The following is a 17,296-nucleotide window of genomic DNA, read 5'->3' on the forward strand; positions in this document are numbered from 1 at the left end:
TTCCTAATTATATAGAAAAAGTTCCTGCGTTCCCGGATTTTCTTCCGCCCGGGCACGCAGGAACATGGCATACGCAGACCTGCGGCAGTTTACAGTTCCCTGCGGGCTATCACATTCACCGCTGATTCCATTTCTGGTTAAGCCAGTAATTCTTTCGCTTTTTTTGCAATGCCCTCGGCATTCAATCCATAATAGTCAAAGACTTCTTGGGAAGTTCCCGTGATCACCGGCGCATCCGGCAGAGACATAGGAACGACTTTACGCGGGCATTCCGCACCGACCACCTGGCTCACCATCGATCCAAGACCGCCGAATGGAGCGTGCTCTTCGATCGAAATGACAACTTTTGCCTTCTTTGCAGCCTCTACCAGGCCCTCTTTGTCCAACGGTTTCACACAGTACATATCGAGCAGTCCTGCGCTGATTCCCTCTTCTTTCAGCATAGCAGCTGCATCGAACGCCGGGCGGACCATCTCACCGCAGGCTACCAGTAAAACATCGGTGCCTTCCGAGAGAACCGTTGCCTTATCCATCTCAAACGGAGTATTTTCTTCGCTGTAAATATCCGCAACGGCATTTCTTCCCACCCGGATATAAGCCGGTTTTTCATCGGTAAGAAGCGCCTCAACCAGTTTTGCTGTCTGGAAGCGGTCGCTTGGCAGATAAACGCGCATGTTCGGAATAGCTGCCATTGCTGCGATGTCCTGTGCAGAATGATGGCTCATGCCGAGTGCGCCGTAGCTCACACCGCCGCTGATGCCGATCAGCTTTACATTGGTGTTGGAGTATGCACAGTCAATTTTCGCCTGCTCATAGCTTCTTGTAGAAAGGAAGCACGCCGGAGATGCCGCAAATGCTTTCTTGCCGCATTTTGCAAGACCGGCAGAAACGCTGACCAGATCCTGCTCCGCGATACCCATCTCCACAAACTGCTCCGGATACGCATTTGCAAACGGTGTCAGGGAAGCACTTCCCCTGGAATCGCTGCAGAGCACTACGATATCTTTATCCGTTTCGGCATGTTTCATTAAAACCTCGCAAATGGCCTGTCTGTTTGGAATCTTATTCATGACAGTGCCTCCTTTCTCTCATCCAGATCCTTCATAATCTGTTCTACTTCCTCCGGTGTCGGCACTTTATGATGCCACTCCGCCTTATTTTCCATCACGGAAGAACCACAGCCCTTCGTTGTGTTTGCAATAATAACCGTCGGTTTTCCCTTGCAGTGTTTCGCCAGCTCAAACGCATGAACGAGCGCGTCCATATCGTTGCCCGGTACGGAAAGAACATTCCATCCGAACGCTGCCCATCTCTCCTCCTGGCTGTCCTGTTTCATGACATCCTCGGTATTTCCGGAGATCTGCAGACGGTTGCGGTCTACGATCGCACAGAGGTTGTCCAGCTTGTAGTTTCCTGCGGACATTGCGCCCTCCCAGACAGAGCCTTCTGCCAGCTCGCCGTCACCCATAACGGTGTAGACACGGTAATCTTTTTTATCCATTTTTCCTGCCAGCGCCATTCCCACGCAGACCGGAAGTCCGTGGCCGAGAGAACCGGAATTCATCTCGATGCCCGGCAGTTTATTATTCGGATGGCCGATGTACGGGCTGCCGAATTTGAAGAATTTTTCAATGACCTCTTCCATCGGGAAGAACCCCTTTGCCGCAAGTACTGCATAATATGCCTCAACGGAATGACCTTTACTCATCACAAAACGGTCGCGGTCCGGGTCGTCCATGTTCTTAGGGCTGATGTTCATCTCTTTAAAATACAGCGCTACAAGCACATCAATGACACTCATGTCACCGCCGATGTGGCCGCCCTTGCCGGAAACTACCATTTCCACTACTTTCTTCCGCAGATCATACGCCAGACAACTCAATTCCTTGTATTCACTCATGATTTTCATTCTCCTCTTAAATATGCTTTGACATCTTCCTCGATCGGATCATATAAATCCGGGGCAATGCCGATGTATTTGCATGCTTCATACAGAACCGGCACAACGTTCTCGTGGATACCGACACAGTGGTGGATGTACGGTCCTTCCACGATTTTTGCCTCCAGGCGTTTCAGGTTCTGTACCTCAACCCATACGTAGGTTCCCTTCGTGTAAGGTCCCTCGACACCTTTTGCATTTCCAAGCAGCAGGGAGTACTCTCCGTTGTCTCCGTCGAAACGCGCCAGTGTCATTTCGCCTAATTTTGCCTGTGCCTCTACAGCTCCCGGATGACTGAATGCCAGAGGATAACCGATGGTCGGTTTTTCCTGTGCTACCGAGATTGGCCACGGTCCGCAGTGCTGCAGCAGCTCGCCGTTCTCGTTGTCCGGGTGGCGTACCGTCCAGTCGGCAAAGAAGCTTCTCTTATCGTTTCTGCCGGCAGCCTCTACCATCAGAGCGGTGATGGCGCCATGGATATCGGTCTCACAGACAACCGGAATTCCCTCTTCGTTCAGCAGGGAGTTTGCCGCACACGGCATGATGCCGATCTCACCCTGCAGCGCGTTCCAGCACTGGATCGCGATGGCATTGCAGGAATATTTTGCAGCCAGATTTTTCATCGCAACCTTCAGAGCTGCTACATTTTCCAGTTCTTCCGGTTTAATCTTTACGCACATATTGGTATTGCAGTAAGAAACGACGTTTGCTACCTCGGTTCCTTCTGCTTTTACTTTTTTCATCTCTTCGGTCAGTTCCGGCAACGGAATCGGAGAAAGCTGAATATTAAACTTCTCCAGCAGTTCGCCTTCGTTGCACATCGTGGACCAGAAATCGAACGGACGCGGTCCGATCTGCAGGATTCTGGTATGGCGGAACGTATCGACGACGTTGCAGACGGCAAGGAAATCTTTGATGCCGCGTTCAAATTCCGGATCGGTCAGGCGGCAGTTCGTCATATAGGTAAAGGGGACCTGGAATCTTCTGAGCACTTTTCCGGTTGCGAAAAGTCCACACTGGCTGTCGCGGAGACGAACACCATTTTCATCCGGGCGCTCATCGCGCGGTCCCCAAAGGAGTACCGGCAGTCCCATCTCTTTTGCCAGTCTTGCACAGACATACTCGGTACCGAAGTTGCCGTGCGGGAAGAAAATTCCTTTTACATTTTCTCTTTTGAATTTTTCCTGGATCTTTTCACGGTCCGCTTCATCGTAAAACAGGCCTTCCTCGTTGATATCGGTGATGTCCACAAATTCAACGCCAAGCTCTTTCAAACGCTCTCTCGTCAAGTTGGCGTATTTTACGGCATCCGGCGCACTGAAAATGCTTCTTCTCGTAGGGGCAAATCCGATTTTGACTGATTTCATATTCATTTCCTCCATTTAATTTTTCGTTGAATTTTGTTAAATTCACGATTGAATCATCTTCTTTTCTATAGCCCTTATATTACTAAATATAATTGAATTTGTCAATCTTGTTTTAGTTATATTAAATATCTTTTAGTAATTTACACAAAAACAGCACCCGTTTTTTATGCATTCCTTCATATTTTTAAATTTTTCCGCTCAGAAGTTGACTTCCTTTTTAATTCATATTAAAATCAGACCATGAGTTTAATACTTTTTCAGAAATCTGGCCGCTGTTTTACAGATTTCTGGCATCCCGAATTTATGGAACAGGAGTAAAATCTTATGAATATTTCTGCAAAAGAACTGGCAAAGTTGATTAACGTATCGCCTGCCACCGTTTCGATGGTTTTCAATAATAAACCCGGCATCAGCGATGCCACCAGGGAACTGGTTTTAAAGACTGCAGCCGAGTATGGCTATGAGCCCAAAAAGAACGAATCTTCCGGCGCATCTTCCCGCATTATCCAGCTGGTCAATTATAAAAAGCATGGAAAAGTCGCTGCCGACACACCGTTCTTCTCCCAGCTGACCGAGGGAATTTCCACCGAATGCACCCGTCAGGGCTGTGCACTCCATATCTCCTATTTTTATGAGACGATGGACATCGACAGCCAGCTTGACGCGCTCCGTGCTGTGGACTGTGAGGGGATTCTCCTTCTCGCAACCGAGATGGCGCCGTCCGATTTCCGCAAGTTCCGCGATTTTTCTGTCCCGATTGTTGTGGTGGACTGCTATTACGACGAGCTGGATTACGACTGCGTTCTGATTAACAACATCCAGGGCGCTTTCAACGCCACCAGTTATCTGATCCAGTGCGGTCACAAAAACGTGGGCTACCTTCATTCGAGCCTCGACATCAGCAACTTCTCCGAGCGCGCCGACGGCTATTACAAGGCACTCCGCGCAAACGGCATAAGCACCTCCCATCCCTATGTACACGCCGTTTCCCCGACCTCTGACGATGGCTACCGCGACATGCTGCGTCTCCTTGAGTCGAAAGCGCCGATCGCCGATGCTTATTTCGCCGACAATGACATCATCGCTGCTGCTGCCATGCGCGCGCTGCGCGAAAACGGCTACCGCATCCCGGAGGATGTCTCCATCATCGGTTTCGACGATGTTCCGATGTGCGATATGATGGTTCCGCCGCTTTCCACCATGAAAGTCAGAAAACGGGAACTCGGCGCAACCGCTGTCCAGCGCCTTCTTGACCGCGTATCTGACCCGAAACGCGAGTGTCTGAAAATGTGCATGGCAACCAAACTGGTAAAACGCCAGAGCGTTTCCAAACGTTGACATTTCGCGAAATTTCCTGTATTTCTTATTTATCTGATTCACTTCGAACGCACACGGCGTGCAAAGCAGGCATCCTGATATTCCATGCTGTCTCCTTCCCTGCATTGCCACAGCAAAAAAGAGCGAAAAGTCCTCCCTCTGTGGAGAGGCTTTTCGCTCTTTTTTGCTCTGCACCATTTTGCTTTGGATTTTTCCGTTCTGCTATGCTATAGTTATCACAAATGATCTATACAAAGAATCTTCATTTTGAAAGGAGTTTTTTTTATGCAGTCTGCAAATGACCTGAAACAGCTTTTATTTAATATCAACCACAAAAGTTATCCCGCCTATAAGTCTGCCCGCGGTGCTTACCAGTTTCCAAACTATATCCTCTCCATCGACCACGTCCAGGGCGATCCCTTTGCCGCACCATCGCGCGTCAGCATCCATGTCACCGGAAAAACTGCCGCATTTCCGCCGTCCCTGTACGACACGTACGAGAAGCGCATCGCTCTTCAGGATTACCTGCTGCGCCAGTTTGCACGCGCAATCGCACCGTATTCCTTCCGTGCAAAGGGATCCGGCAAAAGCGGACTGCTTGGCGTAAGCCGCTGCGGTCAGGAGATTCTCGAGCGCACCGCCTGTGTTTTCAATGCAGCAAACGGCAGTCTGGTTCTCAACATGGAAATCGGTTTTCCCGCCAACGGCCGCACCATCGCCGCCCAGGAGCTGATCCGCATTCTCTTCGACTTTCTGCCGGGCTGCGTGGAAAAATCGCTTTTGTACCGTTTTCTGAATCCGAAAGCCTGTGCCGCGGTTGCTGCTCTTTCTGAGGATCAGCAGGCCATTCGGCAGCAGTTAAAAGAAAAGCACCTGACGGCTTTTGTTGCCGATGGCGCCATTCTCCCGCGCGAAACGGGTGTTTCTGATCTTCCGATGAGGCATGCGGTTCCATTTTCTTCTCCCGACACCTTACGTGTTACGCTGGATCTTCCCAATCACGGACCGATTTCCGGCATGGGCATTCCCCTTGGCGTTACTCTGATTGTCGGTGGCGGCTTTCATGGAAAGTCCACCCTGCTGCAGGCGCTGGAAATGGGTGTATACAACCACATCGCCGGAGACGGAAGGGAATATGTTATCACCGATGCAAGCGCTGTAAAGCTCCGCTCCGAGGACTCCCGCAGCATCAGCAATGTCGATATCTCCCTTTTCATCCACGATCTCCCGGGAAAGAGTGATACGACCGCTTTCTCAACCGCGGATGCCAGCGGAAGCACCTCACAGGCCGCCAATGTAATCGAAGGAATGGAATCCGGCACCGGACTTTTCCTGATTGACGAGGATACTTCCGCCACGAATTTCATGGTACGCGATGAACTGATGCAGCGCGTGGTGGCCGACAGCGAAGAGCCAATCACTCCGTTTATCAGCCGCGTGCGTGACCTGTATGAAAAGCTTGAGATTTCTTCCATTCTCGTCGCAGGAAGTTCCGGCTCCTATTTTCATGTTGCCGATACGGTCATTCAGATGAAAGAATATGTTCCGTATGACATCACAGAACGTGCCAAAGCCATTGCCGCGGAATTCCCGCCGTTTACGGCTTCTGTGCGTCCGTTTGCACTCCCGTCTTTCCAGCGTCATCCACTGCCGGATAAAGTCTTAACCGGCAGCGACCGCACAAAAGTCAAAGTGATGGGACAGGAATCCATTCTGGTTAATAAATCCCTGACTGACCTGCGGGCCGTGGAACAACTCACGGATTCCGAGCAGCTCTCCGGACTGGCGGCGCTCCTTTTAGAGGCTGCAGAGCGGGCGATGGATGGAAAGAAAACCTTAATTCAGGTTGTCGATCTGCTGGAAAAAGAAATGGATGAAAAAGGGCTTTTGGCGCTCCTGGCCCCTGGACGCCCCGGCAACCTGGCTCGCCCAAGACGCCAGGAAATCTTCGCCTGCCTGAACCGGTGCAGGAATTTGAAATTCAGATAAAAGGAAGGGGCTGAACAAAAAATTTTCTGTTCAGCCCCTTATGATTTTTACTTCTATGCCCTGTATTTTTATTTATCCACGCACAATATGATGAATAAAATAGTCCGCATCCACGATCCGATAACTATTTTTCTCTGTAGAATCTTTTATGATTACCTGTCCATTTTCTGTTTCAAGCGTAATATAAGTTCCATCACTTCTATACACCGTCATCTGCTCCTTCGGGCGTTCCAGCATCCTGATCGGATCTTTTTCCTTTTTTATCCGCTGAAGTTCATTCTCTGTCATAAAAAATTCTATTTCCGAAATTTTTCTGTTTTTCTTCAACGGTGTGCTTCTCATGGAACCATTTTTGTTCATCCAGCGATCCGCAAACAGAACATCTTCTGTCATTTTCGTAATTACCTCCGATATTCCTTCAATCTGTTTTATTGAAATACCTTGAAGTACGCCTGTAATGATTTTCTTATATTCTTCTTGCGTGATATCAACACACAATTCATTTCTTCTATTTTGCTCAAAAATATCTCCTGATTCATAGATCACCTTATATTGAAAATGAAATCGCATATATGTTCCCTCTATCTCAGTTTTTCTATTTACGCCTAATGGTTCCTGACCCCGAGTAGGATCTGTCCCCGAGTCGTTTCATATCATCGCTTTATTTTTGCATCAAACTCACAAACTCTGCTTCCGACATTCCAACTCTCTTCGCAGCATCCGCACTACTTAAAACATGGTCCCGAACCAGGGAAAAGAGCATTTCTAATTTGCCTTTCTCGATTCCTTTTTCCATTCCCTGTTCAATTCCTTTCTCGATCCCTTTCTGGATTCCACGTTCCTCTACTGTATCAGACAAATTACACATTAAGCTCAGCTCCTTTCCAAATCCGTTTTCCATTTGAATTTCATACTCTTGTTCCAAACGCTCTTTCTTCTCTTTTTCTGCCAGCTCCGTATTAAACAACGTCTGCAGCATTCCCAGAAACTGATCCTCTGTTTCTTTCTTTGTATTCAGGCACACCATCACGACCGACAGTTTGTCGTATTCTTTCCTTCGATCCGGAATCCCCGGTATCAGGTCTGTTTTTTCAAGTTTATACTCTGAAATAGCATTTCCAATGTACTGCGGTGCATTCATACAGATCCAGATGGAATACACCTTTTTGATCTTATCGTATTCCGGAATTTCGAACTCTGTTCCCAGCTGTGCCGATATCATTCTTGCCCCATAGAACACGCCGCGTGTCGTCAGAGAATATCCCGTATGGTATTTCTTCTGTGCTTCCACATTAATAATCAGGCGGATTTTTTCTCTGCTTTTGGGTATCCAGGCAAAAAATCGGATATCATAAAAAATGGTTCCTTCTTCGTTTACCTTATCTTCATTCGCCATTCCCGTAATCTGCGATGCATTGGTTTCTCCCGGGTTTACTCTCCGGCTTCCGATCTCTGGCTCCCCCTCGATGCATTTCATGATTTCTTCCCGGTTCATCCCCGCATATTCCCTTACCGTTCTCTGCAGGATCCAGGAAAGAACGTTCTTGTCACCCAGCACTTTTTTGCACTGTTCATCATACTGGATCTTCGCCTGCGCAAGATCCAGATTCCGTGCAAATTCGTTTCTCATAGATCCCCTTCTTTCTGTTTTGTTTTCTTCTTAACCTGCTTTTATTCTGCCGCAGCTTCATTTCTCTATAATTTTTTCCGTACGGATTTTCCTGGCATCTTAATATTTTTTTCGAGTTTTACTTCTCAATCCATTTTCATCCTTTCGCATCCGTGTTCTATTTTCTTTGCCATCGATGTCTGTGTGTTTTTAGTTTAGCACGAAAGAGACGATAACACAATTTGTTTTGATTCCTAAATTTCCAAGCCCAGCAATCTCCAAATCGTTTTTGTTTCTCTAATGGTACCTGACCCCAAGTAACCATCACTCTTTTCTGTACCCTTCCGCCCGCCCAATTATGTGCTGAAGAGAGGTCTGTTCCGTTGCAGACACAGATGCTATAGTATGATGTTCTTTTGTTCTATTACTATATCATATTTGCGATTAGACTGCCACTGCTACAGTCTTACATTTTTATTAAAAAATCCACAGCCAGAATGTCCCCTCCAGACTCCCGGCTGCGGATTTCGCTGTTACTCAGCCCGCCATAATATAAATCATATCCGTTTCTTTGTTGTTCTGTACCGTTTCATCCCAGGTGATATGCAGAATATAATAGTTCACATAATTCCCATTTTTATCTGGCTTTTGCCTTTCATCCGGAAGTTTTTCCTGACTGGCTGTCTTCCAATAAAGAGGCTCTGCTGATATCTGAACATTCCCATATTTTTCATATGTTTTCTCATGATAAGCATTTGTTGCATAGTTGCTTTCTGTCTCTTTATTTAAATAGTTTCCTGCCAACTTACTACCTTTCTTATAGTAATCCCCCAGATAAAAAATACTTCCATTCACCGCATCCGTTTCTATAGATGCCTTATCAATTTCATACGAAAATCCAATATTCGTAGTATGTGCCAGCTGAAGATGATAAGCCAGTCCCGGCTTTGTGCTGTACACACAGAATACAACGTCTTTATACTTCTGCGCCCCGGAAACGTCAATATTGCTCAGCTCCAGCTGCTGGATCGGTTTTGCATCTCCGGCTCCGATCAGCAATGCGTTTGGCATATTTACTTTCGTTATCGTCTCTATGCTTCGATGCATATACAGCCAGGCAAAAACCGGCAGCGCCAGAAGGGCAGAGAATGTCAGAATCACAGATATGACAACCCGTTTTTTCCGCGTCAGCCGCATCCTGTGCTTCCCCTGTCTGACCTCATCCTGCTGTCTCTCTGTCTGCTCCTTCATGGAAGCACCTCCTTCTTTGCCACGTTTTTGTCCGGTTTTACTGCGCATCCAGTTTCAGCTGCACATACTGGACGTTTTTCCCAAGATACTGGTCTGCTGAATCATAGTAAGCCGCGACCATAGAATAGAGAGCCGGATTGAATTTCTCCCGTATCTGTGAAAGCGTATCTTTTGTAACATTCTCCTGAAATTTTGCAGAATCCTCCCACCGGAAATAACGGTTCGATGATGAATTCTCCTCCACTTCGCCCATCGTCTCAAACAGGTTCTCCGGCAATGCCGAAAGTGCCTTATCCTCACTTGATAGATCTTCCGGAAACAGCAGCGGATTCTTTCCGCTATAGCCATCTGCTTTTCTCAGATACGACTCCAGCCTTTCCGGCCAGATCCAGTATATCGTAACCGGATAAGCAGTGTCTTTTTGGGCGTTCGTATTGTTCCAGGTCAGCTTTCCACTCTTTACTTCAAGGACAGCCGCTTCCGTTCCGCTGCCAAGACTCATGCGCCATACTCCTGCATCCCGGGATATCCAGCCTTTATAGCACCCCGCCTTCTCATTGTATCCCGCAAACAAAAGAATGTGCCCTTCCAGCAATTGCTGCAGCGACGGATCCGTAACTTCCGTTAAATCATTTTTGGTCACATTCTCCGCATTCTTTTTGTCATCCGCTATCTGATATCCGGCCAGAACCAGCTCCAACGTTACTTTAAGCGGACCATCCTTATTGGGAATGATGTAAAATGTCATTTTTCCATAAGACCCCGGCTCAATCCCTGTCGGTTTTCCATCCTCATCCGTATTGTTCATATTGCTTTCCGGTGTAACAGCCCAGCAGATGGAAGTGTGGCTTCCATCGGTAGACCAGTATTTTTTCCCGTCTATCTCTCTTGAGGCTCCCGGGGATACTGTCAGCAGTTCGTCATACATGCCTCGATCTGCAGACGCATTACTTTCTGTCCCTGCTGCGGCAAGATCGAAGGGCATATCCGCAGGCCGGATAGCAACACCCGTTGCATCGACCCTGGTATTGCTGACAAACCATGCAATACTTACAACGATCATCACAATGAAAGCCGCAACAACGATGATTCCCGTCCGGAAAAAGATTTTCCACTGGTTTTTCAGAAGCTCTATCTGTTTCTGCGCTTTCTGTCTGTATTCTTCTGCCGTCAGCTCTTCTTTTCCTTTTTTCCAGCGCATCCCTTTTCACCTCGCTTCTGTCCTATTTTTTATTGTTACCGTCCACCATTTTCCGGCGAACGGCAACATTTTGTTTGCTGCCGGATCGCTTAATTAAATGTTGGGGGCAAAAGGTTTTTTGCCCCTTTTGACCCTGGTATCTTAATTATTGTCTATCATATCCTGATAGATCCGGGCATTTGTATAGATGATATAATCCGTTGCTTTCGTACCATCCAGTTCACTTCCGCTTTTATCGAGCAGAACCGCAGTCAGGCGCACTCTGTAATTTGCATAAGTATAGCTATTTTGTTCAAATTTCCCGCCACTCAATGGCGTAAAGGTAAATTGCGCAAACTGGTGCTTCGTATCGTCCGATACAAAATTGTTCTTCCACTGATATGCTTTATCACCATTTCCGGAAATATCATCTGATTTTGAATCTTTGACAATATTCTGGAGATAAGATCCAATTTTCAACGGTTTTGTTTCATCATAAGTTCCATTCTCGTTTTTCTGGAACAATTCCATTTTATAGCGGATGGCTGCAGCCTTGGAAAGAGTTTCTGCATCCACATTGGAATAATCATAATCTGCTCTTGTATAGATCATGTCGGAACGGTTCTTTGCTACATCGCTCGGGTTGACTCCAAGCTGCTGCGTCGTATCTCCGATTCCGGTTCCATCTACGCTGGAATATCTGAGGATAGCTTTGGATGGGTTTGTAATGTAATAACGATTTTTATCTTCTTCAGTTTTTTTATTTTCTGTAATCGGCAGCTGCGTGGATGTGTTGGCAATACGTGACACACCAACAACGGATGCACCACTATTATCTGTATCTGCGGTGCCCCTTACCGGAAAACCATCCACGTTATCATAAGTAAGTGTGATTTCAGCTGTAACTGTTATCGCATTCTTCTCACTGTCTGCCTTTTCCACTGCGCTTTTCAACGTTCTGCCTCCATATTGAAGCGACATCGTTTCAAGTCCGGCTGCGTTTGAATTATTACCTTTTTCTGAATAGATTTCTGTTCCATCTGATTTTGAAAACTGATATATATATTGGATGTTTTCTGTACCGATCACACCATTGATTCCAGCCGCATTTTCCAAATATTTTTTCAGGCTGATATCAAACTCGTGATAAACTTCAGAAGGTCCAAGTGACTTGAACTGAGCCTGCCCTGCCTCTGTCAGCCACAATTTACCTGTCAGCTTAATTTTGATACCGTCTCCGTTTTCCATCGCAGTATCTCCCATCGGACTTCCATTATGAATACGGCTGGTGGAAATGCTGAACGTCTGCTGAACTCCATTGTATACTACGTAAGCAGAACTATCCGCATCCTTATCCGATTTAATGACAGCCGGCAACGTACCTTCCTTGCGTGACATTGTTGCGGCATACAATCGGTTGTTTACAATGGACACTCCATCTGTCTTTGGAATCTGAATGGTAAGATAGTACTCTTCCTTCCATTCCTGTGAATTCAAAGAAGTATCCGTTTCCGGTATTGTCATCCGATATTTTTCTGCATCTTTGTCCTTTTCTTCCGCTTTCCGGTAATAGTCTGCGCCGATTCTGACCGTTGCTTTGGACGGATCTGTCTCCTTCACATAATAGGTTGTTCCATCTTTCGGTTCCGACACCGGATCTGCCTTCAGCCCGAGTAAATCGCAGATATAAACAGGAGCGAATTTCTGAGGTGTCTGACCCTGACCGGTACTGCCTGGCACTGTCATATTTGCAAGGTTAAAGCTGTGCAAATCCTCGTTTCCGTCTGTCGTATAAATATAATACTGTTTGGTCTGCCTGTCTACCAACGTCAGCTTCGTTCCTTCCGGGAGCAGTTTTTGTGTATTACCCGAACTGCCCGATGCCAGATCCAGAACCTTGTCATAATACCACAGCAGATTCTCACCATTGTCCAGCATGGACTGCCAGTCTGTCTCTTTCTCATAGCTGTATTCTATCAATGCCGTCAATGGTTCATTGAAGTCTGCGGTTGCATAATGATTTCTGCTTGTATCTGTCATAGGATAATCCAATGCACAGTAATCCGTTCCTGCAAGAAACCTTGTTTTGAAATTGATATAGAGAACCTTTTTCACAAGCACCGGAATGTACAGATGGAAAACATGTGGGTTTGTGGTGTCTGTCGGATCTATGTAGGTCACATCCAGCAAGGTAAACTGACTGCACTGGTTATCATATGCATTCGGGGTGATGGAAAGCTTCTTTCCTGAGCTGACACTTAAGCTTGCATTTGTCTGAGGTGCAAAATTATGAGTCTTGCTGTCCCATTTATAACTCGTTGCTGTAATGTCTTTCTTTTGTTTCTTCGCCGTATCTCCATTGCTCACATTTGTCATTGCCGCAATATAATCCCAGATCATCCCATCCACATCTGCGGTATTATTTACAACAAGCACCGGAAAGTCAACATTCTCGCCTACCGTTGTGGTTGCGTTTTCTTCGACTCTGTAAGTTGTAAGATACGCGTCGTTTGTTTGACTTAATAGTTTTGCAACACTCTTTTTCGTACTATCGTCTACATTCCAGTAGTAAGCTGAATCATGAGAGTCTCTGCCCAGTTCGGTTAAAATTGCTCTGGCTGTTCCAGTTCCTGCCGCATTACCGGTCATAACTGTTCCATCTGCAAAAGGCACATCACTCTTCGGGTTGACATCTACCCATGGGCTGGCGGAAGAGGATGGTTTCGCTGTGGAGGCGGTTGGCCGGTAGGTCTGATCAGCGTTGGCATCGGCGTAGATGATGGTAGCAGAACCGTTTTGAGTTCCAATGTCTTTCTGTGGTAAAACAGTGCCGGAGGCAGAAACTGCTGTCAGGTTAATATTATCATTTGGACCACTTATTCCAATCCAGAATCCAGCAGTATCCATTGCTTTAATATCTGCTTTTAATAGATCATTTGCTCCTTTTTCATCAACTAATCCGACTTTACATGACTGTGCAAGAAAATTATATCCTTTAACACTAATATTTTTTTTATTAATATAAGTAGATCCTGTTACCAGACCCGCATTTCTCGTCCCTGATTGTTTTGTAGCTACCACTACATTCGCAAATGCTACATTCGATGCCTGTATATTTCCATCAGCTGCTCCAATCAGACCACCCACATATCGACCAAGAACAGTAACATTTTCCTGTTGACAATTTTGGAACGTAGCTGTTTTATAAAGATGTCCAATAAAACCGCCAACCCAGTTTTGCGTATCACTCTTTACATAGGTATCCCTTTCCGAACAATTCATGATCTGAACATTGGCATTTGACTGACCTACAAAACCACCTGTGTATTGCTGTCCGTTAATCTTTGAATTACAATCCATGGTTACCCCTGAAATAGCCAATGAACTATCATGATATCCAATTATGCCTCCTGTATAACCTGTTGTTTTTTTCGGATTGTTTACTTCAATAGAATGTAGGACACAACTACTCACATTAATGTTTATATTTGTTCCATTTCTTTTTCCTGCAATCAAACCAGCAACATCTCGAACTTTTTCTCCGGTAACCATCACATTATTTGCATTCACATTTTCAATATTCACACCAGAAAAATCACAAGCGCCGACAAGGCCTCCTGCTGCGGCTGTACCATATATATCTGAAATTGTAGTAACTTTAAGATTGTTGATATTAACATCCTTATTAGAATCTCTTGTGATTTCCAAAGTACCATATCCAACATTCCATCCAATTAAACCACCTGAACTGCCATCGTTCTTAACCCATTTTGATACCTTTACATTCTCAATAGACCAGTTGTCAAAAGTTACATCTCTCTTAGAATTATTATATCCATCAATATAACCAATGGCTCCACCTGTCATTGTGCCGCCATATACATCAATGTTCGCTAGAGAAAAATCATTAAAAATAACCTTACCTGTAGAATTGGCCGTTCTCGCAGCGAATCCACCAACACCTATTTTGTTATCTGATTCTTCCACACGGCACAAATTTGGATCTGTTTTATTAAACAGACCGATCTTAACATTTCCTGATATTGCAAGATTGCTCACACTACACTCTTTTGTAAAATGAAAATCGACAAATACTCCTGCTCCCTGATTTCGCCATGAACCATCTGTATATTCGATTCCGTACTCATTTTGATTCATGTCTAATATAATCTTTGTGGCATTTTTTTCATTACCAGAAATGTTCTTTATCAGAAGATTCCGCCGATATACTTTTGGAATACTGCAATCATTATTCCAAACAACCTTATTCTCCCCATAACTGCATCCAATCCCCCGGAATCCATTGCCATAAGCAGTCATATCAATGCTTTCTACACTGAATGTAAGATTAACCGGGATATTCGTAGCTGTCTTTGTATCACTGCTCTTTCCTGCCAGCCTTGCTGCTGTGGTACCTGTTGTATAGTTCTTGACCAGATAAGAAACTCTGTTTTTTGCACCATCACTTCCTGCAGAACCTGCATTTCCACCCCAGTATTTTTCATCTGCAAGCCTTGTATCTGCATCTGTTCCCGCATCTGTTCCGATTCCTTCATACGTCGCAGTACGTGGTTTTCCATACTGATACGCATCAACCACCCCGTCTACATCCGTATAACTCCCTGTAGAATCCATCGCTCCTGCACCGCTGTTTATAATCGCGGACAGCAGCCACAGTCCCTGTTCAGACGCTACAGTAGCGTTTAATACATCATTTCCCTCGGATACCGTCAGGTCACTTTTCCCTGCCTGTAAACGTTGAATGGTATAGTTTTTATCGGTATTGTCTACAGTACAGTTTTCTGCACATGCATAGCCATCTAATACACGGCCAACATAGGGGTTGCGATAGAAATAGTCACCGCCATCTGTAGTTGATTTACCATTGGGTGTACCATCATCACTTGACATCTTTACTGTTTTCTTTGTACCGGCCGCTTCCGCACATACCGTCGTAAAGGTATTTTTTGTACTATCCATATTGCGGAAAACTACTCCACCGCCGGTTTTTTCATAGTCACTCTTTTCGGTTACGTTGGTTGCCCCACCAACCAGACCGACATATCCTCCGGCAGCTATTAACTTTTCATAGTCACCGCTAAATGATACTGTATTTTCATTATACTGTACGGACACATGATCAATAATGGTATCACCACCCATGCAATAACCAATAACTCCGCCAAAGAATGGATTTTTATCTGTTCCCGGCAAACTACTTACAGCCTGCATCTGAATCTTTGCATCTGAATAGTCCACCGTCAGATCTTTTACTACGCTTCCACGGCTGTAGGCAATCAGACCGCCGAAGCTGTCTTTGTTCACGTTCGATCCTTTCATACTTACAGTGATGGGATTGCCGTTATCAGCTGAACCAACAATCACACCGCTGAATGGTTTCGTCAGTGTACCAAGTCCGCTGAAGGTTTCTGCGGAAATCGTAATGTCTTTCTCGATTTTGTAATACGCATTTAACAGATAGCTGGTTGCTTTAGCTGTATCTATTGTATCTGTTGCTCCATCCGCTTTCCATGCATTATTTTCCCATGTATAGATAATATCCGTGCCTGTAGTAGCAGAAGTAGCATTCCCCTGCGTATGGTAGTTCTCTGCTGTCTGTGTCTGACTTTCCAGGACTTTTGAATTAAATGCTACCTGAAAGTTTGAAATACTGCCCGGGGTACTGATATAAGAAGCCAGTGAACTCAGCTGAAGTGCGTCTTCAATAATATACGGATCCCCATAGGTACCGCAGCCTTTCAGCAGACCAGTAGATTTCTGGTTGATATCCAGCTCATATGTACTTTCTTCAATCTTCTGTGCTACCCTGACATAACGAAGAAAATTCGTGTCCTTATATCTGTCTTTCACATAAGCTTCATTCGCATTTTTATTCTTCTGATCTGTGATATAGCTGTCCACATCATAGTACTGATACTGCTTATCCGGATTTCGACCAATTGTCCCTGTATTCGTCAGCTCCACACCATAAGTAACTTTATTATCGGTACTGTTAAAGTTATACGTACCGGAACCATCGGAAGAATACATAAAGTACTCCATAAGGATTGCCCGGGTAAATATCGTATGAGTTGTGTGATACTCTACCTGCTCGGTTCTATTATTCCACACAGAGGTAGATTTTTCTGAATCTTCGGCTACACGTCCGTCCAGTGCAATATTGGAAAATGAAAGAGTCAGCTTGGATGCTGTCTTGTCACCGACGGAGCCGACCAGACTGGTTGCAGCATACGCAGTTTCTTGATTATTGCCCTCTCCTGTCATATATTTGTCACAGGTGGAGAGATTATCTACGGTCAATTTTGCTGCTTTTGCAATTCGATTGATCAGAAGTGGCGCATAGGTGATGCCATTGTCTTTTTCCACACCTGTCACTCTGATTCCATCCAATGTCACATTTTTCAGAGTGATTCCAACAATGTTGCTGATCGGATTTCCGATGACACTTCCATAAATCAGTGCACCGGAATTATATTGTGTACCGTTGTCTGAACCGTCTGCATTTTCTTCACTTTTAAATTTTTCTTTTCCTACCACACCCGCAAAAGAAGTCTTAGTTAGCAACCACCAGTTCAACTGGTGGTTTATTATTAGCCCTCCAAAGGGCTATTGTTACTGCTCGC

10 protein-coding genes are annotated in these 17,296 nt (G+C 45.5%); 2 read left to right on the forward strand and 8 right to left on the reverse strand.

The annotated features are described in order from the left end of the window. Nucleotides 1–137: 137 nt before the first annotated feature. The 3 genes from DW743_RS11835 to DW743_RS11845 are packed head-to-tail and all read right to left on the reverse strand — an operon-like array spanning nucleotide 138 to nucleotide 3,306. Nucleotides 138–1,070 carry a transketolase family protein gene (locus DW743_RS11835; protein ID WP_117761604.1) on the reverse strand — a complete coding sequence of 311 codons (933 nt, stop codon included), beginning with the start codon at nucleotides 1,068–1,070 and terminating at the stop codon, nucleotides 138–140. Then, the gene (locus DW743_RS11840; protein WP_117761603.1) at nucleotides 1,067–1,900 is read right to left on the reverse strand and encodes a transketolase; all 834 of its coding nucleotides are present in this window, start codon (nucleotides 1,898–1,900) and stop codon (nucleotides 1,067–1,069) included. The genes DW743_RS11835 and DW743_RS11840 overlap by 4 nt, the downstream gene beginning before the upstream one ends. Before the next feature lie 5 nt (nucleotides 1,901–1,905). Continuing rightward, entirely contained in the window at nucleotides 1,906–3,306 is a 1,401-nt protein-coding gene (locus DW743_RS11845) for an L-fucose/L-arabinose isomerase family protein (RefSeq protein ID WP_117761602.1), read from the reverse strand. 324 nt (nucleotides 3,307–3,630) lie between these two features. On the opposite strand from DW743_RS11845, the gene DW743_RS11850 reads away from it, so the two are divergent. After that, on the forward strand, nucleotides 3,631–4,644 hold the full coding sequence (locus tag DW743_RS11850; protein WP_055266225.1) for a LacI family DNA-binding transcriptional regulator: 1,014 nt from the start codon (nucleotides 3,631–3,633) through the stop codon (nucleotides 4,642–4,644). A 264-nt stretch (nucleotides 4,645–4,908) separates the two neighbouring features. Next, nucleotides 4,909–6,612, forward strand: coding sequence for an ABC-ATPase domain-containing protein (locus DW743_RS11855; RefSeq protein ID WP_055266223.1), 1,704 nt, complete (start codon nucleotides 4,909–4,911; stop codon nucleotides 6,610–6,612). Between the two features lie 72 nt (nucleotides 6,613–6,684). Here the strand turns inward: DW743_RS11855 and DW743_RS11860 are convergent, their stop codons facing one another. The 5 genes from DW743_RS11860 to DW743_RS11880 all read right to left on the reverse strand — a co-directional run bounded on the left by DW743_RS11860 (nucleotide 6,685) and on the right by DW743_RS11880 (nucleotide 17,210). Further along, the gene (locus DW743_RS11860; protein WP_147345104.1) at nucleotides 6,685–7,158 is read right to left on the reverse strand and encodes a hypothetical protein; all 474 of its coding nucleotides are present in this window, start codon (nucleotides 7,156–7,158) and stop codon (nucleotides 6,685–6,687) included. A gap of 115 nt (nucleotides 7,159–7,273) precedes the next feature. Next, nucleotides 7,274–8,242: a hypothetical protein gene (locus tag DW743_RS11865; protein WP_055266219.1), complete on the reverse strand. Its 969-nt coding sequence runs from the start codon at nucleotides 8,240–8,242 to the stop codon at nucleotides 7,274–7,276. Nucleotides 8,243–8,758: 516 nt separating this feature from the next. Beyond that, nucleotides 8,759–9,472, reverse strand: a complete 714-nt coding sequence (locus DW743_RS11870; protein ID WP_055266217.1) for a hypothetical protein — start codon at nucleotides 9,470–9,472, stop codon at nucleotides 8,759–8,761. A gap of 37 nt (nucleotides 9,473–9,509) precedes the next feature. Continuing rightward, nucleotides 9,510–10,673: a hypothetical protein gene (locus tag DW743_RS11875; protein ID WP_117761601.1), complete on the reverse strand. Its 1,164-nt coding sequence runs from the start codon at nucleotides 10,671–10,673 to the stop codon at nucleotides 9,510–9,512. A 141-nt stretch (nucleotides 10,674–10,814) separates the two neighbouring features. Next, nucleotides 10,815–17,210, reverse strand: a complete 6,396-nt coding sequence (locus DW743_RS11880; RefSeq protein ID WP_147345103.1) for a hypothetical protein — start codon at nucleotides 17,208–17,210, stop codon at nucleotides 10,815–10,817. Nucleotides 17,211–17,296 lie beyond the last annotated feature (86 nt).

This window comes from Blautia sp. AM28-27, from assembly GCF_003480905.1.
GTDB classification, from domain to species: Bacteria; Bacillota; Clostridia; order Lachnospirales; family Lachnospiraceae; genus Fusicatenibacter; species Fusicatenibacter saccharivorans.

What these genes read in the sequence shown, in the direction of transcription:
- DW743_RS11835 (WP_117761604.1), bottom strand. Translation starts at nt 1,070, where the DNA reads ATGAATAAGATTCCAAACAGACAGGCCATTTGCGAGGTTTTAATGAAA.
- DW743_RS11840 (WP_117761603.1), bottom strand. Translation starts at nt 1,900, where the DNA reads ATGAGTGAATACAAGGAATTGAGTTGTCTGGCGTATGATCTGCGGAAG.
- DW743_RS11845 (WP_117761602.1), bottom strand. Translation starts at nt 3,306, where the DNA reads ATGAAATCAGTCAAAATCGGATTTGCCCCTACGAGAAGAAGCATTTTC.
- DW743_RS11850 (WP_055266225.1), top strand. Translation starts at nt 3,631, where the DNA reads ATGAATATTTCTGCAAAAGAACTGGCAAAGTTGATTAACGTATCGCCT.
- DW743_RS11855 (WP_055266223.1), top strand. Translation starts at nt 4,909, where the DNA reads ATGCAGTCTGCAAATGACCTGAAACAGCTTTTATTTAATATCAACCAC.
- DW743_RS11865 (WP_055266219.1), bottom strand. Translation starts at nt 8,242, where the DNA reads ATGAGAAACGAATTTGCACGGAATCTGGATCTTGCGCAGGCGAAGATC.
- DW743_RS11870 (WP_055266217.1), bottom strand. Translation starts at nt 9,472, where the DNA reads ATGAAGGAGCAGACAGAGAGACAGCAGGATGAGGTCAGACAGGGGAAG.
- DW743_RS11875 (WP_117761601.1), bottom strand. Translation starts at nt 10,673, where the DNA reads ATGCGCTGGAAAAAAGGAAAAGAAGAGCTGACGGCAGAAGAATACAGA.